Source organism: Streptomyces sp. NPDC008313, from assembly GCF_042956125.1.
Classification (GTDB): domain Bacteria; phylum Actinomycetota; class Actinomycetes; order Streptomycetales; family Streptomycetaceae; genus Streptomyces.
On the sequence record NZ_JBIBFR010000001.1, the window covers coordinates 117,184 to 139,775 of the forward strand.

General features: G+C 72.0%; 15 protein-coding genes. 12 read left to right on the forward strand and 3 right to left on the reverse strand.

Annotated elements, in window-relative coordinates; genetic code table 11:
* The first annotated feature begins 64 nt into the window (after positions 1-64).
* Positions 65-1,096, forward strand: coding sequence for a class II fructose-bisphosphatase (gene glpX, locus ACFY93_RS00570; RefSeq protein WP_391352297.1), 1,032 nt, complete (start codon positions 65-67; stop codon positions 1,094-1,096).
* Positions 1,097-1,226: 130 nt separating this feature from the next.
* Here glpX and ACFY93_RS00575 read toward each other — a convergent pair whose 3' ends face one another.
* Positions 1,227-1,604 (reverse strand): WhiB family transcriptional regulator, encoded by a 378-nt coding sequence (locus ACFY93_RS00575; RefSeq protein WP_391352298.1) that lies wholly within the window; start codon positions 1,602-1,604, stop codon positions 1,227-1,229.
* Between the two features lie 283 nt (positions 1,605-1,887).
* Positions 1,888-2,568, reverse strand: coding sequence for a DUF1707 domain-containing protein (locus ACFY93_RS00580; protein WP_391352299.1), 681 nt, complete (start codon positions 2,566-2,568; stop codon positions 1,888-1,890).
* Positions 2,569-2,772: 204 nt separating this feature from the next.
* Between ACFY93_RS00580 and ACFY93_RS00585 the strand changes: the two genes are divergently transcribed.
* The 6 genes from ACFY93_RS00585 to ACFY93_RS00610 all read left to right on the forward strand — a co-directional run bounded on the left by ACFY93_RS00585 (position 2,773) and on the right by ACFY93_RS00610 (position 14,886).
* Entirely contained in the window at positions 2,773-4,446 is a 1,674-nt protein-coding gene (locus ACFY93_RS00585; RefSeq protein WP_391352301.1) for a FumA C-terminus/TtdB family hydratase beta subunit, read from the forward strand.
* Between the two features lie 143 nt (positions 4,447-4,589).
* Complete coding sequence (locus ACFY93_RS00590; protein WP_391352302.1) at positions 4,590-6,032, forward strand: helix-turn-helix domain-containing protein; 1,443 nt, start codon at positions 4,590-4,592, stop codon at positions 6,030-6,032.
* A 291-nt stretch (positions 6,033-6,323) separates the two neighbouring features.
* On the forward strand, positions 6,324-9,839 hold the full coding sequence (locus ACFY93_RS00595; protein ID WP_391352303.1) for a M28 family peptidase: 3,516 nt from the start codon (positions 6,324-6,326) through the stop codon (positions 9,837-9,839).
* A 185-nt stretch (positions 9,840-10,024) separates the two neighbouring features.
* On the forward strand, positions 10,025-11,458 hold the full coding sequence (locus ACFY93_RS00600; RefSeq protein ID WP_391352305.1) for an aspartate ammonia-lyase: 1,434 nt from the start codon (positions 10,025-10,027) through the stop codon (positions 11,456-11,458).
* A gap of 98 nt (positions 11,459-11,556) precedes the next feature.
* Positions 11,557-12,249, forward strand: coding sequence for a DUF402 domain-containing protein (locus ACFY93_RS00605; RefSeq protein WP_391352307.1), 693 nt, complete (start codon positions 11,557-11,559; stop codon positions 12,247-12,249).
* A 474-nt stretch (positions 12,250-12,723) separates the two neighbouring features.
* On the forward strand, positions 12,724-14,886 hold the full coding sequence (locus ACFY93_RS00610; protein ID WP_391352309.1) for a SpoIIE family protein phosphatase: 2,163 nt from the start codon (positions 12,724-12,726) through the stop codon (positions 14,884-14,886).
* Positions 14,887-15,011: 125 nt separating this feature from the next.
* Here the strand turns inward: ACFY93_RS00610 and ACFY93_RS00615 are convergent, their stop codons facing one another.
* A complete protein-coding gene (locus ACFY93_RS00615; RefSeq protein ID WP_391352311.1) occupies positions 15,012-17,411 on the reverse strand; it encodes a transglycosylase domain-containing protein in 2,400 nt (799 codons plus the stop codon).
* A gap of 408 nt (positions 17,412-17,819) precedes the next feature.
* Between ACFY93_RS00615 and ACFY93_RS00620 the strand changes: the two genes are divergently transcribed.
* The 5 genes from ACFY93_RS00620 (at position 17,820) to ACFY93_RS00640 (ending at position 22,568) form a co-directional block, all read left to right on the forward strand.
* A complete protein-coding gene (locus tag ACFY93_RS00620) occupies positions 17,820-18,713 on the forward strand; it encodes an SPFH domain-containing protein (protein WP_391352941.1) in 894 nt (297 codons plus the stop codon).
* Positions 18,710-18,955 (forward strand): hypothetical protein, encoded by a 246-nt coding sequence (locus tag ACFY93_RS00625; RefSeq protein ID WP_391352312.1) that lies wholly within the window; start codon positions 18,710-18,712, stop codon positions 18,953-18,955. The genes ACFY93_RS00620 and ACFY93_RS00625 overlap by 4 nt, the downstream gene beginning before the upstream one ends.
* A 78-nt stretch (positions 18,956-19,033) precedes the next feature.
* Positions 19,034-19,558 carry a helix-turn-helix transcriptional regulator gene (locus tag ACFY93_RS00630; protein WP_391352314.1) on the forward strand — a complete coding sequence of 175 codons (525 nt, stop codon included), beginning with the start codon at positions 19,034-19,036 and terminating at the stop codon, positions 19,556-19,558.
* The gene (locus tag ACFY93_RS00635; RefSeq protein WP_391352316.1) at positions 19,555-20,244 is read left to right on the forward strand and encodes an ATP-binding cassette domain-containing protein; all 690 of its coding nucleotides are present in this window, start codon (positions 19,555-19,557) and stop codon (positions 20,242-20,244) included. The genes ACFY93_RS00630 and ACFY93_RS00635 overlap by 4 nt, the downstream gene beginning before the upstream one ends.
* A complete protein-coding gene (locus ACFY93_RS00640) occupies positions 20,241-22,568 on the forward strand; it encodes an FtsX-like permease family protein (protein WP_391352317.1) in 2,328 nt (775 codons plus the stop codon). The genes ACFY93_RS00635 and ACFY93_RS00640 overlap by 4 nt, the downstream gene beginning before the upstream one ends.
* Positions 22,569-22,592 lie beyond the last annotated feature (24 nt).

The window sequence follows — 22,592 nt, forward strand, 5'->3', positions numbered from 1 at the left end:
GCCTGGCGATAGAGTCGTGGCACACCCTCATCCGGCCGTCGTCGTATCAGAAAGGTGCGTCTCGATGACCGAGCATCACTTGCCGTCCGAACTCGAGGTCCCGTCCGAGGCCCCCGACCGCAACCTCGCCCTGGAGCTGGTCCGGGTCACCGAGGCCGCCGCGATGGCCGCGGGCCGCTGGGTCGGCCGCGGCGACAAGAACGGCGCCGACGGCGCCGCCGTACGGGCCATGCGCACCCTCGTCTCCACCGTCTCGATGAACGGCGTCGTCGTCATCGGTGAGGGTGAGAAGGACGAGGCCCCGATGCTCTTCAACGGGGAGCGCGTGGGCGACGGGACCGGCCCCGAGTGCGACATCGCCGTCGACCCGATCGACGGGACCACGCTGACCGCGAAGGGCATGTCCAACGCGATCGCCGTACTGGCCGCCGCCGACCGCGGCGCCATGTTCGACCCGTCCGCCGTGTTCTACATGGACAAGCTGGTCACCGGCCCCGAGGCCGCCGACTTCGTCGACATCAACGCGCCGGTCTCCGTGAACATCCGCCGGGTCGCCAAGGCCAAGCGGTCCACGCCGGAGGACGTCACGGTCGTCATCCTCGACCGGCCGCGCCACGACGGGATCATCAAGGAGATCCGGGAGACCGGCGCCCGCATCAAGCTGATCTCCGACGGTGACGTCGCGGGCTCCATCCTCGCCCTGCGCGAGGGCACCGGCATCGACCTGCTGCTGGGCATCGGCGGCACACCCGAGGGCATCATCTCGGCCTGTGCGGTCAAGTGCCTGGGCGGCACCATCCAGGGCAAGCTGTGGCCCAAGGACGACGAGGAGCGCGGGCGGGCCCTCGACGCGGGGCACGACCTGGACCGGGTCCTGTTCACCGACGACCTGGTCTCCGGCGACAACGTCTTCTTCGTCGCCACCGGCATCACGGACGGCGAACTCCTGCGCGGTGTGCGGTACCGCGCGGAGACCGCGACGACCGAATCGATCGTCATGCGCTCCAAGTCGGGCACGGTGCGGCAGATCACCTCCGAGCACCGGCTCAGCAAGCTGCGCGCGTACAGCGCGATCGACTTCGACCGGGCCAAGTAGAGGCGCCCGGAAGCAGACGTGTGCGGAGCAGACGCGCGTGACGTAGACGCGCGGTAGACGTGCGCGAAGGGGGCGCCGTCCCGGAGACCGTCCGGGGCGGCGCCCCCTTCGCATGAGCGCGCGAGAGGGCCTATCCGGCCGCGGCTATGGTCCCCGCCGGGCGGGCGGTCTTCTTGAGCTCGACGTCACGGCGGCGGCGCCGGGCGAGTACCACGCGGCGCTCGGCGGCGGTGAGACCGCCCCACACCCCGTACGGCTCGGGCTGGAGCAGCGCGTGCTCCCGGCACTCGATCATCACCGGGCAGCGGGCGCAGACGCGCTTCGCCGCCTCCTCGCGGGACAGCCGGGCCGCGGTGGGCTCCTTGGACGGGGCGAAGAACAAGCCGGCCTCGTCACGACGGCACACTGCCTCCGTGTGCCACGGGGCGTCTTGGTCCCTGTCTCGCACTGGCACCCGCTGAGCCGAAAGAGCAGCTACCTGCAGGGACTGATGCGGCGGTTGCAGCACGGTCTACTCCTGACGACGGCTTCGCGAGCGTGCCGGGCACCGCGTGCGTTCCACGGCACCCTCCAAGAGACGATGCAGCAAGGCCTACCCGCTGTGCGCGCGCCTATGCACTGAGTTCCCGTCCGCCCGCGGCCGCCGCCCCGGCCCGCCCGCCGCCGGCCCGCGTTCCCGCCCCGGCCACCCGCCGCCCGGGTGCGCACCCGGGCAAGTCGCCCCGCCCGCCGGCGAGTTCGGCGGCCGGGCACGTGCGCGTGCCGCGCGGGCGGACCCGCATGCGCGGCCGTCAGTGACCGAGGTGCTTGCGCAGCCCCTTGTCCACCCGGCTCGACACGCGGTCGAGGATGTCCGCGATCAGCTTGCCGCGCCTGGGCCTCGCGTCGACGCTCCCCAGTACGGCGACGCCGTCGACGTGGACCACGGGGGCGTCGGGGTCCTCCGCGTCCAGTGCGTCGACCGAGAAGTCGCCGAGGACGGCGCCGCCGCCGCCGCGCAGCGACACGTTCTCCGGGACGCGGATCTCGACGCTGCCGAAGACGGATATCGCCTTGATGACGACGTGCTGGTACTCGAAGAGCGCCTCGCTGAGGTCTATCTCGACGCTGCCGAACACCGCGTACGCGTGGATGCGGCGGCCCGCCCGCCAGCGCCCCTTGCGCATCGCGGCGCTGAACACCGCCACCACGTTCTCGTCGGCCTCGGCGGGGATGTCCCCGGGGACGGGGCGGCCCAGCGGCGTCGGGTACGCGCGCGTCTGGTGGGCTCCGGGCAGGTCCCGTACGAAGCGGTCGAGCCCGCCCACCGTCTTCGTGGCCAGCACTCCCTCGACCCGCTCGGCGTGCTCCTCCGCGGTGAGGCGCCCCTCCGCGAGGGCCTCGCGCAGGAGGTCGGCGATCCGGTCGCGGTCGGCGTCGGAGGCACGGAGTTCGGTCCGCTCGGCGGGCTCGGTGCGCTTTTGAAGGTCCACGGGGAGCAGCGTACCCAAACGCGATAGATCGCGACTAGGGGTGTGAACGACCGGGCCGCCGCGGGCCCTCGCGTCCGGGGCCGCGGGGAGCGGGCGAGGCGACTGAGCGCTACCTCACAGCTTCGCCGTCCGTGCCAGGTTCTACGCTGGAGGACGCTGCCAACGGAGGCACGCTGCTGTCTGTCGAGTGAGGAATGGGCGAGAATGCCTGAGTTCGCGTACACCGATCTGCTGCCCCAGGGAGAGGACACCACCCCCTACCGGCTGGTGACCTCCGAGGGTGTCTCCACCTTCGAGGCCGACGGGCGGACGTTCCTCAAGGTGGAGCCGGAGGCGCTGCGCGAGCTCGCCGCGGAGGCCATCCACGACATCCAGCACTATCTGCGCCCGGCCCACCTCGCGCAGCTGCGCCGCATCATCGACGACCCCGAGGCCTCGCCGAACGACAAGTTCGTGGCGCTCGACCTCCTGAAGAACGCCAACATCGCGGCGGCGGGCGTCCTGCCCATGTGCCAGGACACCGGCACGGCCATCGTCATGGGCAAGCGCGGCCAGAACGTGCTGACCGAAGGCGGCGACGAGGCGGCCCTGAGCCGCGGCGTCTACGACGCGTACAAGAACCTGAACCTGCGCTACTCGCAGATGGCCCCGCTGACGATGTGGGACGAGAAGAACACCGGCTCGAACCTGCCGGCCCAGATCGAGCTGTACGCGACCGACGGCGGCGCCTACAAGTTCCTGTTCATGGCCAAGGGCGGCGGCTCCGCCAACAAGTCGTTCCTCTACCAGGAGACGAAGGCCGTCCTGAACGAGTCCTCCATGATGAAGTTCCTGGAGGAGAAGATCCGTTCGCTCGGCACGGCCGCCTGCCCGCCGTACCACCTCGCGATCGTCGTCGGCGGCACCAGCGCCGAGTACGCCCTGAAGACCGCGAAGTACGCCTCCGCGCACTACCTGGACGAGATCCCGGCGGAGGGCTCCGAGCTCGGCCACGGCTTCCGGGACAAGGACCTGGAGGAGAAGGTCTTCGAGCTGACGCAGAAGATCGGCATCGGCGCGCAGTTCGGCGGCAAGTACTTCTGCCACGACGTGCGTGTCGTGCGCCTGCCCCGGCACGGCGCGTCCTGCCCGGTCGCCATCGCCGTGTCCTGCTCGGCCGACCGCCAGGCCGTCGCGAAGATCACCGCCGAGGGTGTGTTCCTGGAGCAGCTGGAGACCGACCCGGCGCGCTTCCTGCCCGACACGACCGACGAGCACCTGGAGTCGGACGGCACCGCCGACGGACAGGTCGTCCGGATCGACCTCAACCAGCCGATGGACGCGATCCTCGCCGAGCTGACCAAGTACCCGGTGAAGACCCGCCTCTCGCTGTCCGGTCCGCTGGTCGTGGCCCGCGACATCGCGCACGCCAAGATCAAGGAGCGCCTGGACGCGGGCGAGGAGATGCCGCAGTACCTGAAGGACCACCCGGTGTACTACGCAGGTCCGGCGAAGACGCCCGAGGGCTTCGCGTCCGGTTCCTTCGGGCCGACGACGGCCGGCCGCATGGACTCCTACGTGGAGCAGTTCCAGGCGGCGGGCGGCTCCAAGGTGATGCTGGCGAAGGGGAACCGCTCGCAGCAGGTCACCGACGCCTGCGGCACGCACGGCGGCTTCTACCTCGGGTCCATCGGCGGTCCCGCCGCGCGGCTCGCGCAGGACTGCATCAAGAAGGTCGAGGTCGTCGAGTACGAGGAGCTCGGCATGGAGGCGGTCTGGAAGATCGAGGTGGAGGACTTCCCGGCGTTCGTCGTGGTCGACGACAAGGGCAACGACTTCTTCAAGGACCCCGCCCCGGCCCCCACGTTCACGAGCATCCCGGTCCGCACGAACGGCTGACCCGGCACCCGCAGTCCCGCAGAGCCCCCGACCCATGTGGCCGGGGGCTCTCGTCAGTTGCCACCAACCGGGTCCGCTCGGACGGGCGCGCCCCTACCATCGGGCGGGCACGCGGCGCGCGACTCACATCCTCGGGGGCAGCCATGCCGGCGAAGGGCAACAGGGAACAGGGGTCCGGCCGGTCCTCGCGGCTGCCGCCCGAGTGGGCCGAGTTCGGCGAGGAGCTGCGCTACCACCGGCGCCGGGCCGGGCTCACGCAGCAGCAGCTGGGGATGCGGGTCGGCTACCACCACAGCGTGATCAGCAAGTGGGAGTCCGGGGCGCGGGAGGTGCCCGCGGCCGCTCTCGCGCTGCTGGAGCAGGCCCTCGGCACGGGCGGCCGGCTCACCTCCGCCGCGGCGGCGGACGGTCCCGGGGCCGACGACGCCGGGCCGGTCCAGCCGGGCGGGTTCTTCCTGCCGCCTCCCGGCGGCCGGCTGCCGCGCGCGATGCCGCCGGTCGAGCCGGGCGACTGGCCGCCGCGGCTGTCCCCCGGCGGAACCCCCTGCCCGCTGCACGACGGCACGGCCGGCGCCGACTGCGCCGTCCCGCCCTTCGCCGACCTGCCCGGCCTGCTGGACGAGGTGCGGCGCACCACGGACGGTCCGGTGGCCGGCGCGGCCGCGGCCGAGGCGCTGCACGCGCTGACCGCGCTGTTCGACCGCTGCGCGCAGATCGCCCTGCAGACCGTCTCGACGGCGGTCCTGGGGACGGTGGAGTACCTGCTGCACACGCTCACCCTCTGGGCCCGCGGGACCGCGTCGGAGGGCCGCGCCCCGTACGGGCAGCTGCGGCTCGCCTCGCACTACGCGCAGCTCGCGGCGCGACTGCGGATGCAGCGCGGGCAGGGGGCGCTGGCGATGGCGTGGGTCGGGCAGGGGCTCCGGTGGACGGAGGCGACCGGTGACCTCGTGGTCCGCGCGACCCTGATGACCGATCTGTGCACGCTGGCGCGGCTCGACGGTGACGCGTTCTCGTCGCTGGCGTACGCCGAGGCGCTGGCGGCGGTCGACCGGCGGCGGCCGTGGATCGCCACGCTGGCGCACGCCTACCAGGCGCGGGCCCACGCGGCGCTCGGCGACGGGGCGCAGAGCCGTCACCACGCGGAGCGGAGCCGGTGGTGGCTGGACCGGCTGGGCGCGCGGGATCTCGCCGAGGCGCCCTGGCTCGCCGCCGAACAGGGCCGGGTGCGGATCGAGTCGTCGGTCGGGGGCGCGCTGCGGGACCTGGCGGCGGCCACGGGTGCCTCCGCGACGGCGCGGGAGGCTGCCCGGGCGACCGAGCGGGCCCTGGAGGGTGTCGCGCCCGCGATGGCGCCGGCCCGGCTGCTGCTGACGGTGCGGCTTGCGGACTGCCGGGCGTGCGCGGGTGACCTGGAGGCGGCCCTGCAGTGCGCCGACCCGGTCGCCGAGGCGGCCGCCGCGACCGGCCGGCTGACCATCGTGAAGGAACTGCGGGCGCTCGACGCCCGGTTGACGGCCTCCTGGGGCGGCGTCCGGGAGGTCCGCGACTTCCACACCCGCGTACGGGAGTCCCTGCCGCACTGACACCCCGGCGGCCTCGACCGCCACGGCCACCGCACCCCGGCGAGCACGGGCCACCGCGCCACCGCGCCACCGCCCCAGCTCTCCGCCCGATTAACGGACAGCGTTTGCCGATTATGGACAACCCGTCCGCGTGCCTGCCGGTTCCGTTGACCGCTTCAACCGCTGCTGTGAGTCTTCTCGCCGCGAAGCCATGGTCCTGTCGATGTCATGCCCTCGTCATTAAGCCTGACGTATCGCGTCCATCGGCGACCCCGGACCCCCCAACCCCCACCGCCACCTCCCCAAGGAGACATGGTGAAACGAAGACTCACAGTGGTGAGCCTCTCCGCCGTCGTCGCTCTCGGCTCGGCGACCCTGCCCGCCGTCGCCGCCCAGGCGTCCCCGGCCGCCGCCAAGGCATCCGCACAGGCCGCGAAGCCGAAGCCCGTCGACCGGGCGATCGCCGCAGCCGACAAGGCCGCGGCGAGCGGTCTGGACGCCCTGGCCAAGGGGCCGGACGAGCAGTACGACCGGCGCATGGTCACGCCCTGGGTCAAGGGCCTCTACTCGGTGTCGTACGACCGCACGTACCGCGGTCTGCCGGTCGTCGGCGGCGACGTCGTCGTCCTCGCCGACGGCACCGGCGACGTGCGCGCCACCCGGTCGGCGACCGACGCGGAGATATCCCTCTCCACGAAGGCGAGGATCAGCGCGGCGAGCGCCGAGCGGACCAGCCGGAAGCAGCTCAAGAAGGCCGACCGCGTCGAGTCGCACCGGCTCGTCGTCCGGATGAAGGGCGACACACCGCACCTGGCCTGGGAGACCGTGGTCCGCGGCAAGGACGGCAAGGCCCCCAGCCGGCTGCACGTCTTCGTGGACGCCCGGACCGGCAAGGTCGTCGACTCCTACGACGACGTGCGCGCGGGCAACGGCACCAGCGAGTGGAACGGCCCCAACCCGCTCTCCATCTCCACCTCCCAGGGAGGCAGCGGCTACCAGCTCAAGGACACCACCCGTCCCGGACTGAGCTGCGCCGACTACAGCACCGGCTCGGTGTTCACCGGCTCCGACGACAACTGGGGCACGGGCAACGCCTCCAGCAAGGAGACCGGCTGCGTCGACGTCATGTGGGCGGCGCAGAAGGAATGGAACATGCTCGGCGACTGGCTCGGGCGCAACGGCCACGACGGCAACGGCGGCAGCTGGCCCGTCCGCGTCGGCCTGAACGACCTCAACGCCTACTGGGACGGCTCCAAGGTCGCGATCGGTCACAATCAGGCGGGCAAGTGGATCGGCTCCATGGACGTCGTCGCCCACGAGTTCGGCCACGGCATCGACCAGTACACCCCTGGCGGCTCCAACCACGAGAGCGGTCTCGGCGAGGCCACCGGCGACATCATGGGCGCGCTCACCGAGGCGTACGCCAACGAGCCGGCCCCGTACGACACACCCGGCGACTACCTCGTCGGCGAGATGATCAACCTCGTCGGCAGCGGTCCGATCCGCAACATGTACGATCCCGCGAAGCTCAGCGACCCCGCCTGCTACTCCTCCTCGATCCCGAACACCGAGGAGCACGCCGCGGCCGGTCCGCTGAACCACTGGTTCTACCTGCTGGCCGAGGGCTCGAACCCCGGCGGCGGCAAGCCCTCCAGCCCGACCTGCGACAACTCCACCGTCACCGGCGTCGGCATCCAGAACGCGGGCAAGATCTTCTACGGCGGCATGCTGCAGAAGACGAGCGGCATGACGTACAAGCGCTACCGCACCGCCACGCTCTCCGCGGCCAAGAACCTCGACTCCACCTGCGGTCTGTTCAACAGGACCAAGGCCGCCTGGAACGCCATCAGCATCCCGGCCCAGTCCGGTGACCCGACCTGCACCGGCACCCCGGCCTCCGACTTCTCCATGTCGGTCAGCCCGGCCTCCGGCAGCGTCGACGCGGGCAAGTCGGTCACCTCGACCGTCGCGACCACGACGACGAGCGGCAGCGCGCAGAGCGTCGCGCTGACCGCGAACGGCGCCCCCTCCGGCGTCTCGGTCTCCTTCAGCCCGTCCACGGTCACCTCGGGCAACAGCTCCACGATGACGGTGTCCACCACCGCCTCGGCCGCCGCCGGTACGTACACCCTCACCGTCACCGGCAAGGGCAGCGCCACCCACACCGCGCAGTACACCCTCACCGTCGGCGGGGGCGGCACCCCGGGCACCGGTGCGCCCGACGTCGACGTCGACAAGGTCAAGGCGCATCTGACCGAGCTGAACGCCATCGCGAGCCGCAACGGCGGCACCCGCCAGGCCAGCACCAAGGGCTACGACGACTCCGTCGCCTACGTGAAGGGCAAGCTGCAGGCGGCCGGTTACACCGTCACCGAGCAGCCCTGCACGTCCGGTTGCTCCAGCGGTGCGGGCTCCAACCTGATCGCCGAGTGGCCGCACGGTGACGCGAACAAGGTCTACATGTTCGGCTCCCACCTGGACAGCGTCTCCGCGGGCCCCGGCATCAACGACAACGGCTCCGGCTCGGCCACCCTGCTGGAGAACGCCCTGACGCTGGCGCAGCAGAACCCGACCATGCTCAACCGGGTCCGCTTCGCCTGGTGGGTGGACGAGGAGCAGGGCCTCAACGGCTCCGACTTCTACGCCCGCTCGCTCTCCTCGACCGAGCGCTCGAAGATCAAGGCGTACTACAACTTCGACATGGTCGCCTCGCCCAACGGCGGTTACTTCATCAACCACATCACCTCGTCGGCCGCCGCGCCGATGAAGGCGTACTGGGACTCGCTGAGCCTGCAGCCCGAGGAGAACGTCGAGGGCGCCGGGCGCAGCGACGACTACTCCTTCGAGCAGGTGGGCATCCCGACCTCCGGCTACGCGATGGGGGCCAGCGACCGCAAGACGTCGTCCCAGGCCGCCAAGTGGGGCGGGACGGCCAACGCCTCCTACGACAGCTGCTACCACAAGTCGTGCGACACCACCTCCAACATCAACACCACCGGCCTGAACCGCTCGGCCGACGGTGTGGCCTACACGATCTGGCAGCAGGCCGTCGGCCAGACCGTCCCCGGTGACGACTTCTCGATGTCGGCCGCGCCGGCCTCGGGCAGTGTCGACCCGGGCGGTTCGGCGACCTCGACGGTCTCCACCGCCACCACCAACGGCTCGGCGCAGCAGATCAAGCTGTCGGCGTCCGGCGTGCCCTCCGGTGTCTCCGTCTCCTTCGACCCGGCGACGGTGACCTCGGGCGGCAGCTCCACGATGACGGTGTCCACCACGTCGTCGGCCGCCCCCGGCACCTACACCCTCACCGTCACGGGTACCGGTTCGGTCACCCACACCACCACCTACACCCTGAAGGTGAACGGCGACGGTGGCTGTGACGGCAGCGAGGTCACCGGCAACGGCGGCTTCGAGAACGGCACGTCGCCGTGGACCGGCGACACCGGCACCATCGGCGTGCAGAACGGCCAGAGCGCCCACACCGGTACGCGGTACGCCTGGCTGGCCGGGTACGGCTCCACGCACACCGAGACGGTCACCCAGAACGTGACCGTGCCGTCCGGTTGCTCCAAGGTGACGCTGACGTACTGGCTGCACATCGACACCGCCGAGTCCGGCTCGACGGCGTACGACACCTTCAAGGTGAAGGCCGACGGCGCCACACTGGCCACGCTGTCCAACGCCGACGCGCGCAGCGGCTACGTGCAGCACTCGGTCGACCTGTCCTCGTACGCCGGCCGCCAGGTGAGCCTGAGCTTCACCGGCAGTGAGGACTCGTACCTGCAGACCAGCTTCGTCCTCGACGACGTGAGCGTGAAGGGCAGCTGATTCCGGCGCAGCCGGCCGGCGTTCCGCGTCACCGGCTCCTCCGCCCCCGCCGCACTCCCCTGCGGCGGGGGCGGAACGCGTCGTGGGCCGAGTGGCCCGGGTACCCCGGTGCCGTGGGGGAAGCGGCGGGGAACGGGGAATACGTCACGCCGGGACCGGTGCTGCGATCTTGTGGAGGTACGACGATGACGACGAACACGACGAACACGACGAACACGACGACCGGTGACGGCGACGAGGGCTACCGGATCGAGCACGACTCCATGGGCGAGGTCCGTGTCCCCGCCGGCGCCAAGTGGGGGGCGCAGACCCAGCGCGCGGTGGAGAACTTCCCCGTCTCCGGTCAGCGCATCGAACGCGCCCACATCGAGGCGCTGGCCCGGATCAAGGGCGCCGCCGCGAAGGTGAACGCGCGGCTCGGGGTGATCGGCGAGGACGTGGCCGGGGCGATCCAGGAGGCGGCCGCCGAGGTCGCGGCGGGACGCTGGGACGACCACTTCCCCGTCGACGTCTTCCAGACGGGCTCGGGGACCTCGTCCAACATGAACACCAACGAGGTGATCGCCACGCTCGCCACCGAGCGGCTCGGCAGGGACGTCCACCCCAACGACCACGTCAACGCCTCGCAGTCGTCCAACGACGTCTTCCCGTCCTCCCTGCACATCGCGGCCACGGCCGCCGTCACCCGCGACCTGATCCCGGCCCTCGAACACCTCGCGGCGTCCCTGGAGCGCAAGTCGCGGGAGTTCGCCGACGTCGTCAAGTCGGGGCGGACGCATCTGATGGACGCGACGCCGGTGACGCTCGGGCAGGAGTTCGGCGGCTACGCGGCACAGGTGCGGTACGGGGTGGAGCGGCTGAACGCCTCGCTGCCGCGGCTGGCGGAACTGCCGCTCGGCGGCACGGCGGTCGGCACCGGGATCAACACCCCGGTCGGGTTCGCCGCCGCCGTGATCGAGGAGGTCGCGCGGACGACGGGGCTGCCGCTGACCGAGGCGCGCGACCACTTCGAGGCGCAGGGCGCGCGCGACGGCGTCGTCGAGACGAGCGGGCAGCTGCGGACCGTCGCGGTCGGCCTGACGAAGATCGCCAACGACCTGCGGTGGATGGCGTCGGGACCGCGCACCGGCCTCGCCGAGATCACCCTGCCCGACCTGCAGCCGGGCTCGTCCATCATGCCCGGGAAGGTCAACCCGGTCGTCCCGGAGGCCGTGCTGATGGTCGCCGCGCAGGTGACCGGCAACGACGCGACCGTGGCCGCCGCCGGAGCCGCCGGGAACTTCGAACTGAACGTGATGCTCCCGGTCATCGCCAAGAACGTCCTGGAGTCCGTGCGGCTGCTCGCCAACGTCTCCCGGCTGCTCGCCGACCGCACCGTCGACGGCATCACCGCCGACCGCGAACGGGCCCGCGAGTACGCCGAGTCGTCGCCCTCCGTCGTGACGCCGCTCAACAAGTACATCGGGTACGAGGAGGCCGCGAAGGTCGCCAAGAAGTCCCTGGCCGAGCGGATGACGATCCGCGAGGTCGTCCTGGAGTCCGGGTACGTGGACCGGGGCGACCTCACTCTGGAGCAGCTGGACGAGGCGCTGGACGTGCTGCGGATGACCCGCCCGTGACATCCGTGCCGGCGGGCACCGGACCCCGCTCACCGGCTTCCGCCGGCCGCCACCGGTCTCCCGCACGTGAGCGGCCGGCGAGGTCCTAATATCTGTGCATGGCAGAGGGCGGAGCGGTGGGGCGGGCGGAGACGGGCGGGCCGTGGGAGCGCTGGGCGCCAGGGCGTCAGATCCTGTGGCGGTACCGGGAGAACGCCGGGGAGCGCTTCCACATCTGCCGCCCCGTGACCGTCGTACAGGACACGGACGACCTGCTCGCGGTGTGGCTCGCGCCCGGTACCGAGTGCGTGCGGCCGAGCCTCGCCGACGGGACGCCGGTGCACGCCGAACCGCTGGAGTCCCGGTACACGGCGCCGCGTACCGTCCGGCGCGGCCGCTGGTCCGGCACGGGGGTGCTGAAGCTGGCGCGGCCCGGCGACCCGTGGTCGGTGTGGCTGTTCTGGGAGCCGGGCTGGCACTTCAAGAACTGGTACGTGAACCTGGAGGAGCCGCTGGCGCGCTGGCAGGACGGAGTCGACTCCAGGGATCACTTTCTGGACATCTCCGTGCACCCGGACCGCACCTGGCACTGGCTCGACGAGGACGAGTTCGCGCAGGCCCAGCAGGCCGGTCTGATGGACTCCCGGCTGGCCGGATCGGTGCGGGAGGCGGGCCGTTCGGCGGTCGAGACGGTGCGCGCCTGGGGGCCGCCGTTCTCGGACGGCTGGCAGCACTGGCGCCCGGATCCCGCCTGGCCCGTGCCGCCGTTGCCCGACGAGTGGGACCGTACGCCCGCCCATGTGTCCACATGAGACCCTTGATGCGCCCCCGTGGTACAACCGTAGGATCGTCCTCCGCATCACCCGGCCAGGGCTGGTGCTCGACACGGCCGGTGAGAGACGGTGACCGGGCGACGGGCGGGCACAGAGCGGCAACTCCCGGAGCGTGCACTGGGCTTGATTATATGTCACCGAGGGGCGGCAGGACGTGAGCGAGGGGTACGGGCGTTACGGCGGTGCGGCCCGAGGACGGCCGTCCGCGACAATGCCGGCGGCGATCCCGCCGGCCAGGGCGGCTGCCCCGGCCACGGCGGCCACGGTCGCGGACATCACGGCGGCCGGCCTCCGCCCGGTCGCGGCGGGTTCCGCTTCGATGTTGGCCGAGTACACGTCAGTGACGGCCGCGCCCGGTCCTGACCATGCGCAGATTCCGTTCCCGGGCCACGTATTCCGGGTATCGGGATTTCTGCGGGACGAACTGCGCGCACAACGCGCAGCCCCGGACGGATGGATTCGACACGCGTGACGGAGCACCCCACCTCGCATGAGCGCCGCCGCCCGAGCGACGGCAGGCCGCCTGCCCCCGCGGACCCCCGCGGGGCGCTCCTGCGTTCCCCGCAGCCGCCGCGGACTCCCCCGGCCGTCTCCCCGCCCGACCGGGAGGACGCCCAGGAGGCCGCGGTCTTACCGCCACCGGGCCGCACCGGGGACGCCCCCGCGGGCCCCGGCGCACCGCCGTGCCCCCAGGCGGCCGCCTCCGGCCCCTCCGCCGCCTCCGGCGCACCCGCTTCCGGTGCCGAGCACTCCCAGCCGTCCGCCGCCGAACCCGACCCGCACCGTCCGCGTCCCGCTCCCGAAAGCACACCGACCATGCCGGGCACCGAAGAGAACCGGCCGTCCGGCGCCCCTGGCGGCCAGGACCGGCGAACCGGGCAGGGAAGGCCGCCCGGCGGCCCGATGCCGATGCGGCGCGACGGCGACCGGCTGCGTTTCGTGGGGGCCGCGACCCGGCGGATCGCCCGCGGCATCGACCTCGACGAGATCGTGATGGGCCTGTGCCGGGCGACCGTGCCGACCTTCTCCGACGCGATACTCGTCTACCTCCGCGATCCGCTGCCGGTCGGCGACGAGCGGCCCACCGGGCCCGTCGTCCTGCGGCTGCGCCGCACCGACCGCATCCCGGAGGAGCGGGACACCGAGGGCGGCTTCGCGCCCGCCCCGCAGGAACCGGCCGAACTCGCCGACCTCTCCGCCCTCACCGCCGAGCGGTGCGAGGTGCGGCCCGGCGGCGCCCTCGCCGAAGTGCTGCGCGGGGTGCGGCCCGTCTTCGCCGACGCGGCCGCCGCCCGTGCCGCGCTGCCCGAACTGCTCGGCGAGGAGCTGTCCGTGCCCGGCGGCCAGCGGGCCATCCTCGCCCCGCTGCGGGGCCGCAGGCGCGTCATCGGCGCGGCGCTCTTCCTGCGCCGCCCCGAGCGCCTCGCCTTCGAGGCCGACGACCTGCTGGTCGCCGCGCAGCTCGCCACGCACAGCGCGCTCGGCATCGACAAAGCGGTGCTGTACGGCCGCGAGGCCTACATCGCCGACGAGCTGCAGCGCACGATGCTGCCCGAGACGCTGCCCCGCCCCACCGGCGTCCGGCTCGCCAGCCGCTACCTCCCGGCCGCCGAGACCGCCAGGGTCGGCGGCGACTGGTACGACGCCATCCCGCTGCCCGGCAGCCGCGTCGCCCTGGTCGTCGGCGACGTCATGGGCCACTCGATGACGTCGGCGGCCATCATGGGCCAGCTGCGCACCACCGCGCAGACCCTCGCCGGGCTCGACCTGCCGCCGCAGGAGGTGCTGCACCACCTCGACGAGCAGGCCCAGCGGCTCGGCCACGACCGCATGGCGACCTGCCTGTACGCGGTGTACGACCCGGTCGCGCACCGCATCACCATCGCCAACGCGGGCCATCCCCCGCCCGTCCTGCTGCACCTGGGCGGCCGGGCCGAGGTACTGCGGGTGCCACCGGGCGCCCCCATCGGCGTGGGCGGCGTGGACTTCGAGGCGGTCGAGCTGGACGCGCCCGCCGGCGCCACCCTGCTGCTCTACACGGACGGTCTCGTCGAGTCCCGGATGCGGGACGTGTGGACCGGCATAGAGCAGCTGCGGGAGCGGCTGGCGGCGACCGCCCAACTGACCGGCCCCGATCACGCCCCGCCGCTGGAGGCCCTCTGCGACGAGGTCCTCGACATGCTCGGCCCCGGTGACCGGGACGACGACATCGCGCTGCTCGCCGCCCGCTTCGACGGGATCGCGCCGAGCGACGTCGCGTACTGGGTGCTGGAGTCCGAGGACGCGGCGCCCGGGCGGGCGAGGCGGCTGGCACGGCGCGCGCTGTCCCGCTGGGGTCTGGAGGACATGAGCGACTCCGTCGAGCTGCTCGTCAGCGAGGTCGTCACCAACGCCGTGCGCTACACGACGAATCCGGTGTCCCTGCGGCTGCTGCGCACGGACGTGCTGCGCTGCGAGGTCGGCGACGACGTGCCGCAGCTGCCCCGGCTGCGGCAGGCGCGGGCCACGGACGAGGGCGGCCGCGGGCTGTACCTGGTGAACAAGCTGGCCAGGCGGTGGGGGGCCACCCGGCTGAGCATGGGCAAGGTGGTCTGGTTCGAGCTGAACCGCGGCTGAGCGGGCCACCCGCCGGGGTGCCAACGGCCCGGCTGCCGCGGACGCCGCCGACACGGAAAGGGCGCCCGGAGCATCTCGCTCCGGGCGCCCTTCCCCGTTCTCGGACCTGGGCGGCTACCGGCCGCTCACTGTCCGGTCTCCCTGTCCCGGTGCAGAGGGTTCTCGGGAAGTCCCTCGCCCGACGGGCTCGTCGCCGGGTCGGACGGCTCCTGCGTGTCCGGATCGTCGGGGGTCTCGTCGTCCGACGGTGTGTTCTCCGGCGAACTCGACGGCGGCTTCGACGAGGGCTCCTCGGTGGTCGGCGTCTGCGAGGGCGTCTCGCTCGGACTGTCCGAACTGCTCGGCTCGTCGCTGGGCGCCACGGCCGCGCCCTGGGTGGTGTCCAGGTCGAACTCGGTGACCTCGCCCATCGCACTGAACGTGTACGCCGCCCATATCTCGGCCGGGAAGCCACCGCCGTTGACCCGGCCGCCGCCCGCGGTGCCCTTCAGGGACACCTGCGTGCCGATCTTGAGAACCTTGCCGCCGTCGGTCTTGCGGTCCTTGGGGACCTCGCCGAAGAGGCCGACCGAGGTGACCAGCTTCGGCGTGTAGCCGGTGAACCAGGCCGACTTGTTGTTGTCGGACGTACCGGTCTTGCCCGCGACCTGCTGGCCGTCGCGGGTCGGCGCGTTGCGCACCGACACCCGGGCCGTACCGTCGTCGACCACGCCGGTCAGGACCGACGTGACCGCGTCGGCGGTCTCCTTGCGGACGACCTGCTCGCCGATCGCTTCCGGGAACTCCGCCGTACGGTCCTTGTGCTCGGCCGACTTCACGACGGCCGGGGTGACCTTCCTGCCGTGGTTGTCGAGGGTCGCGTAGGCGCCGGCCATCTCCAGGGGGCTCGCGCCCATGGAACCGAGGGTCTGCGCGGGGACGGCGGGGAGGCCCTCGGTGTCCATGCCGAGGTCGCCCGCGACCTCCAGTACGTCCTTCATGCCGACGTCGACGCCCATCTGCGCGAAGACGGAGTTGATGGACTTGTTCATCGCCGTCTGCACGGTGACGTCGCCGTAGTCGGCCTCGTCCTCGTTCGGCGGCGCGAAGGCGATGTCGCTGCCCACGACCGGACGCCGGCTCGTGCCGTCGTACACCGTGCTGGCGTTGATCGGTTCGCCGTCCTGCGTCTCGGCCGCCTCCTCCAGGGCCGCCGCGAAGATGAGCGGCTTGAAGGTGGAGGCGGGCTGGTAGTCGCGGCGGGTCGCGTTGTTCGTGTAGTGCTTGACGTAGTCCTGGCCGCCGTAGAGCGCCAGCACCTTGCCCGTCCTCGGGTCGACGGAGGCGGCACCGGCCTCGACGTCGCCGTCGACCGTGCGCTTCTTCGGGTCCAGCTTGCTGGTCAGCCTGTCCTTGACGGCCTTCTCCAGCAGCCTCTGCTTCTTCTTGTCGATGTTCAGCGTGATGGTCCAGCCGCCCGCCTCGACCAGCGCCTCGGCGTCCTCCATGTCGGAGGCGGTGCCCTGCGCGACGAGCTGCTTCTCCAGCGCCTTGTTGGCCGCCTCGACCATGTAGCCGGTCTGTCCCTCGAGGCCGGGCGCGCCCTTGGGCGCCTTGGGCACGGGGAACGTCATGCCGTCCCGCTCGCCCGAGTCGAGCCAGCCCTCCTCGACCATGTTGTCCAGCACGTAGTTCCAGCGCTGCTTCACCAGCTTCCTGCCGGTGTCGGTGGCGGCCGTCCAGTCGTACTGGCTCGGGGCCTGGAGCAGCGCCGCGAGATAGGCGCCCTGCCGGACGGTGAGCTTGCTCGCGTCCCGCTGGTAGTAGGCCTGGGCGGCGGCCTGGATGCCGTACGCGCCGCGGCCGTAGTAGCTGGTGTTGATGTAGCCCGCGAGGATGTCGTCCTTGGACTGCTGGCGGTCCACCTTCAGCGAGATGACCAGTTCCTTCAGCTTGCGCGTGACGGTCTGGTCCTGGCTCAGGTAGTAGTTCTTGACGTACTGCTGGGTGATCGTCGAACCGCCCTGCTTGCCCTTGCCGGAGACGGTGTTGAGCAGACCGCGGGCCGTGCCCTTGAAGTCGACGCCGGCGTCCTTGTAGAAGGACTTGTTCTCGGCGGCGACGAAGGTCAGCTGGACCTTCTTGGGCACCTCCGAGAGGTCGACGATCTCACGGTTGACCGTGCCGGTGCGGGCGAGCGGCGAGCCGTCGCTGTACTTGTAGACGTTGCTCTGCTTCTCGGCCGCGGCGTTGCCCTCCGGCACGTCGACGACCAGGTACAGCACCACGAAGGCGCCCATGCCGAGCAGACACAGGGTGAAGAACGTGCCGACGACCTTCTTCCAGGTGAACATCCGGCGTATGAGGCTCCTGCCGTCGTTCGTGCCGCCGGCACGGCTCGCACCACCGGCGGCGCCACCGCCGCCGGTGGCGGCCCCGGCGCCGCCTACCTGGCCCGCGGTGCTCGGGCTGCCCGTGGACGAGCGCCTGGGCGCCGCGCGGCGGCCACCGTGCTGCCGCGCTCGTCTCTCTTCCGCTCGTCCCATGGGTCTGATCCGCTCCCGTTCCGCTCTCGTCCGCGCGCCCGCGCTCCCGGGCGTTCCTCGCGTTTCTTCTCGTGCGTCACACAGGTTCGTCGCCGAGGTCAGCTCAGAAAACTAACACCACGCGTCGTGACAAAGGGCGGCCGATCCGGTCTTACCGGACGTGACAATCAGCACCCGGCCATGAAAACCGACGACTCAGGAGGCCAGAAGGTTGCCGCGTGCGATAAAGTGATATCACTTAGCTAGACCAACGCTAGTAGGCAGCGGCCCACGGCCGCGCCGGAGAACGGGGGCTCCCGCATGTCCGCAGACGACATGTCCGCGTCTGACGCATCCACCGCGTCCGACACATCCGTCACGTCCACCGCGTCCACCCAGGACGCTCCGCCGCCGTCCGACATACCCGAGATGCCCGCCCCGCGGGTGCGGGAGTTCACCGCGCACAGCATCGGCGGCGGGCTCGCCCTGCTGCTCGGACTCCTCGGCCTCCTCCTCGGCGCCGCCCTGATCGCGACCGCCGCGGCGGTCGGCTCGGCGGGTGCCCGGGCCGGGCTGATCACCGGCGGCATCCTGACCGGCCTCGCGGCCTTCGTCGCCATGTGCGGGCTGAACACGGTGGCGCCCGGCGAGGCCCGCGTCGTCCAGCTCTTCGGGCGCTACCGGGGCACGATCCGCCGGGACGGCCTGCGCTGGGTGAACCCGTTCACGTCCCGCACCAAGATCTCGACCCGGGTGCGGAACCACGAGACCGCGGTCCTCAAGGTCAACGACGCCTACGGCAACCCGATCGAGCTGGCCGCCGTCGTGGTGTGGCGGGTCGAGGACACCGCGCAGGCCAGCTTCGAGGTGGACGACTTCCTGGAGTTCGTCTCCACGCAGACCGAGGCGGCCGTGCGGCACATCGCCATCGAGTACCCCTACGACGCGCACGACGAGGGGGGCCTGTCGCTGCGCGGCAACGCGGAGGAGATCACGGAGAAGCTCGCCGTCGAACTGCACGCGCGCGTGGAGGCGGCCGGCGTGCAGATCATCGAGTCGCGCTTCACCCACCTCGCCTACGCTCCCGAGATCGCGTCGGCGATGCTCCAGCGCCAGCAGGCCGGGGCGGTCGTGGCCGCGCGGCGGCAGATCGTGGACGGCGCCGTCGGCATGGTCGAGGCGGCGCTGGCCAGGATCTCCGAGCAGGGCATCGTGGAGCTGGACCAGGACCGGAAGGCGGCGATGGTGTCGAACCTGATGGTGGTGCTGTGCGGGGACCGCGCGGCGCAGCCCATCGTGAACACGGGCACGCTCTACCAGTGACCTCTCCGTCGGAGGGGCCCGAACCCAGGCGGCGGCCGCAGCGCAAGCAGGTGCTGCTGCGGCTGGACCCGCTGGTCTACGACGCGCTGGCGCGGTGGGCGGGCGACGAACTGCGCAGCGCCAACGCCCAGATCGAGTTCCTGCTGCGCAGGGCGCTGGGAGAGGCGGGGCGGCTGCCCGGCGGGGCGGGGCCGATCCCCCGGCGAGGGCGCCCGCCCCAGCCGGAGGACCCGGAGTCCTGACCGGGGACTTTGCGTGCCGACGTACCTATACACACCACGTATACGCCGCGCGTATACGTGGTGTGTATAGTGCTCGCCATGTCCATCGGTCACACTCTCCTCGGGCTCCTGGAGTCCGGGCCTCGCCACGGTTACGACCTGAAGCGGGCCTTCGACGAAAAGTTCGGTCACGACCGGCCTCTGCACTACGGCCAGGTCTACTCGACGATGTCCCGGCTGCTGAAGAACGGCCTCGTGGAGGTCGACGGCATCGAGGCCGGCGGCGGACCCGAGCGCAAGCGGTACGCCATCACCGAGGCCGGCATCACCGACGTCCGGCAGTGGCTCGCCACGCCGGAGAAGCCCGAGCCGTATCTGCAGTCGGTGCTGTACACGAAGGTCGTCCTCGCGCTGCTGACGCACCGCGACGCCGCCGACCTCCTCGACACCCAGCGCTCGGAGCACCTGCGCATGATGCGCATCCTCACCGACCGCAAGCGCAAGGGCGACCTCGCCGACCAGCTGATCTGCGACCACGCCCTGTTCCACCTGGAGGCCGACCTGCGCTGGCTCGAACTGACCGCGGCCCGGCTGGACCGGCTCTCCGAGGCGGTGACCCGATGACCTCTCCCCCGGGCTCCCTGCTCGCCGCGCACGACCTGCGCAAGACGTACGGCCCCACCACCGCCCTGGACGGCGCCGAGTTCTCCATCCACCCCGGCGAGGTCGTCGCGGTGATGGGCCCCTCCGGCTCCGGCAAGTCGACCCTGCTGCACTGCCTCGCCGGGATCGTGCCGCCCGACTCGGGCTCCATCACGTACAACGGCCGCGAGATGGCCGGGATGAGCGACGCCCAGCGCAGCGCCCTGCGGCGCAGCGACTTCGGGTTCGTCTTCCAGTTCGGGCAGCTGGTGCCCGAGCTGACCTGCGTGGAGAACGTGGCGCTCCCGCTGCGGCTGAACGGCACCGGCCGCAAGGAGGCCGAGCGGGCCGCCCTGACCTGGATGGAGCGGCTGGAGGTCGACGGCCTGGGCCGCAAGCGCCCCGGGGAGATCTCCGGCGGCCAGGGCCAGCGCGTCGCCGTCGCCCGTTCGCTGGTCACCAACCCGCGGGTGCTGTTCGCGGACGAGCCGACCGGCGCGCTCGACTCGCTCAACGGCGAACGCGTGATGGAACTCCTCACGGACGCCGCGCGCTCCGCCAACGCCGCCGTCGTCCTCGTCACGCACGAGGCCCGGGTGGCCGCCTACTCCGACCGCGAGATCGTCGTCCGCGACGGCAGGTCCCGTGACATGGAGCGGATCGTATGAACGTGAGGCAGTGGTCCCGGGACCTCGCGATGGGCGTCCGCTTCGCCCTCGCCGGCGGCCGCGAGGGCTGGGTGCGGGCGCTGCTCACCGCCGTCGGCGTCGGGCTCGGTGTGGCGCTGCTCCTGCTCACCACCGCCATACCCAACGCGCTGGCCGTACGGCAGGACCGCGAGGAAGCCCGTACGGACATCACCTACAGCGGCGGCGTCAAGCCGAAGGCCGACGACACGCTGCTGGTCGCGAACGCCGACACGCAGTACCACGACAAGGACGTCCGGGGACGCCAGCTGGAGCCCGAGGGACTGCTGGCCCCGCTCCCGCCGGGCCTGAAGAAGTTCCCCGCGCCCGGCGAGATGGTGGTCTCTCCCGCGCTGAAGGAGCTGCTCGGCTCCGACGGCGGACGGCTGCTGCGCGAGCGCCTGCCGTACCGGACCGTCGGCACGATCGGCGAGCAGGGCCTGATCGGCTCGGCCGAACTGGCCTACTACGCGGGCGCCGACGGGCTCGCCCCGAAGGTCGACGGCAGCCGGGTCGCCCGTATCGACGCCTTCAAGGCGCCCGAGCAGCCCGACGAGAAGACGGACCCGGTGCTGCTGCTGCTCATCCTGGTCGTCTTCGTGGTGCTGCTGATGCCCGTCGGCGTCTTCATCGCGGCGGCCGTACGGTTCGGCGGGGAGCGGCGCGACCGCAGGCTCGCGGCGCTGCGGCTGGTCGGCTCCGACAGCCGGATGACCCGCCGGATCGCCGCGGGCGAGGCGCTCGCCGGCTCGGTGCTCGGCCTGGTCTTCGGCGCCGGGTTCTTCATGGTGGGACGCGAACTGGCCGGCTCCGTCGAGGTCTTCGACATCAGCGTCTTCCCCAGCTACCTCAACCCGTCCCCGGCGCTCGCCCTGCTGGTGGCCGTCGCGGTCCCGGCGGCCGCGGTCGCGGTGACCCTGCTCGCGCTGCGCGGTGTCGTCATCGAACCGCTCGGCGTGGTGCGCACGGCCAGGCCCGCCCGGCGCCGGCTGTGGTGGCGGCTGCTGCTGCCGCTCGCCGGACTCGCGATGCTGTACCCGATGGTCGGCCAGGGCCGCGACAACGGCGACTTCAACCAGTACATGGTCGTCGGCGGTGTCCTGCTGCTGCTCGTGGGTGTCACCGCGCTGCTCCCGTGGATCGTCGAGGCGGTCGTCGCCCGGCTCGGCTCGGGCCCGGTCGCCTGGCAGCTCGCGGTCCGGCGCCTGCAGCTGAGCAGCGGCAGCGCCGCCCGCATGGTCAACGGCATCGCGGTGGCGGTGGCCGGCGCCATCGCCCTGCAGATGCTGTTCGCGGGCGTCGCCGACGACTACACCGGGACCAGGGCCGCCGACGAGCAGTCACGGATGGAACTCTGGCCCTCCCGCGGCACCCCGGTCACCGAGATCGGACGGCAGGCCGCGGAGATCCACGGCGTCCAGCACGTCACGGCGGTCTCGACGACGACGCTGGGCGACCGCCGCACGGAGCCGGCCGAATCCGTGACGCTGACCGTGGGCACCTGCGCGGCACTGCGCGACCTGGCGAAGGTGACCTCCTGCCGCGACGGCGACGTGTTCGCCGTCCAGGACGCCAGGTACGACGACAGCACCAGGAAGCTGGGCCGGCCCGGTACGGAGCTGTGGATCGACCCGCGCTACGGCTCGGAGCACGCCCGTCCGACCCCCTGGACCGTGCCCGGGGGCATCAGGAAGGTCGACACCCGCGTCGACCCCGACGGCAACGACCACGGCGGCATCCTGATGACACCGGGCGCGCTGCCCGGGCGGGTCACGCCGGCCCTGAGCGGGGAGGTGACCGTCCAGGTGGACGACTCGGTGCCGGACGTGCGGGAGCTGGTACGCAACGCCGCGGCCGGCATCGACCCGCTGGCCGACTCCATGGGCTGGGCGCCCACCGACGACGCCCGGCGCTTCGAGTCCATCCGCACCGGTCTGTTCGTGGGCGCGACCTGCGTCCTGTTCCTCATCGGCGCGAGCCTGCTGGTCTCGCAGCTGGAGCAGTTGCGGGAGCGCAGGAAGCTGCTGTCCGCGCTGGTCGCGTTCGGTACCCGGCGCCGCACGCTGAGCCTGTCGGTGCTGTGGCAGACGGCGGTGCCGATCGCGCTCGGCCTCGCGCTGGCCACGGTGGTGGGTCTCACCCTGGGCACGGTCCTGCTGAAGATGTCGGAGACACCGGTGAGCGTGGACTGGCCGAGCGTCGTGTCGATGACCGGCATCGGCGCGGCCGTCGTCCTCCTGGTGACCGCCCTCAGCCTGCCCCCGCTGCTGCGCCTGATGCGCCCGGACGGGCTGCGGACGGAGTAGCGGCCGGCGGCGGGAAGAAGCCGG

Coding starts and splice junctions, on each gene's coding strand:
- ACFY93_RS00590 (WP_391352302.1), top strand. CDS start 4,590: ATGCCGGCGAAGGGCAACAGGGAACAGGGGTCCGGCCGGTCCTCGCGG.
- ACFY93_RS00635 (WP_391352316.1), top strand. CDS start 19,555: ATGACCTCTCCCCCGGGCTCCCTGCTCGCCGCGCACGACCTGCGCAAG.
- ACFY93_RS00600 (WP_391352305.1), top strand. CDS start 10,025: ATGACGACGAACACGACGAACACGACGAACACGACGACCGGTGACGGC.
- ACFY93_RS00610 (WP_391352309.1), top strand. CDS start 12,724: ATGGATTCGACACGCGTGACGGAGCACCCCACCTCGCATGAGCGCCGC.
- ACFY93_RS00630 (WP_391352314.1), top strand. CDS start 19,034: ATGTCCATCGGTCACACTCTCCTCGGGCTCCTGGAGTCCGGGCCTCGC.
- ACFY93_RS00615 (WP_391352311.1), bottom strand. CDS start 17,411: ATGGGACGAGCGGAAGAGAGACGAGCGCGGCAGCACGGTGGCCGCCGC.
- ACFY93_RS00640 (WP_391352317.1), top strand. CDS start 20,241: ATGAACGTGAGGCAGTGGTCCCGGGACCTCGCGATGGGCGTCCGCTTC.
- glpX (WP_391352297.1), top strand. CDS start 65: ATGACCGAGCATCACTTGCCGTCCGAACTCGAGGTCCCGTCCGAGGCC.
- ACFY93_RS00620 (WP_391352941.1), top strand. CDS start 17,820: ATGCCCGCCCCGCGGGTGCGGGAGTTCACCGCGCACAGCATCGGCGGC.
- ACFY93_RS00585 (WP_391352301.1), top strand. CDS start 2,773: ATGCCTGAGTTCGCGTACACCGATCTGCTGCCCCAGGGAGAGGACACC.
- ACFY93_RS00595 (WP_391352303.1), top strand. CDS start 6,324: ATGGTGAAACGAAGACTCACAGTGGTGAGCCTCTCCGCCGTCGTCGCT.
- ACFY93_RS00605 (WP_391352307.1), top strand. CDS start 11,557: ATGGCAGAGGGCGGAGCGGTGGGGCGGGCGGAGACGGGCGGGCCGTGG.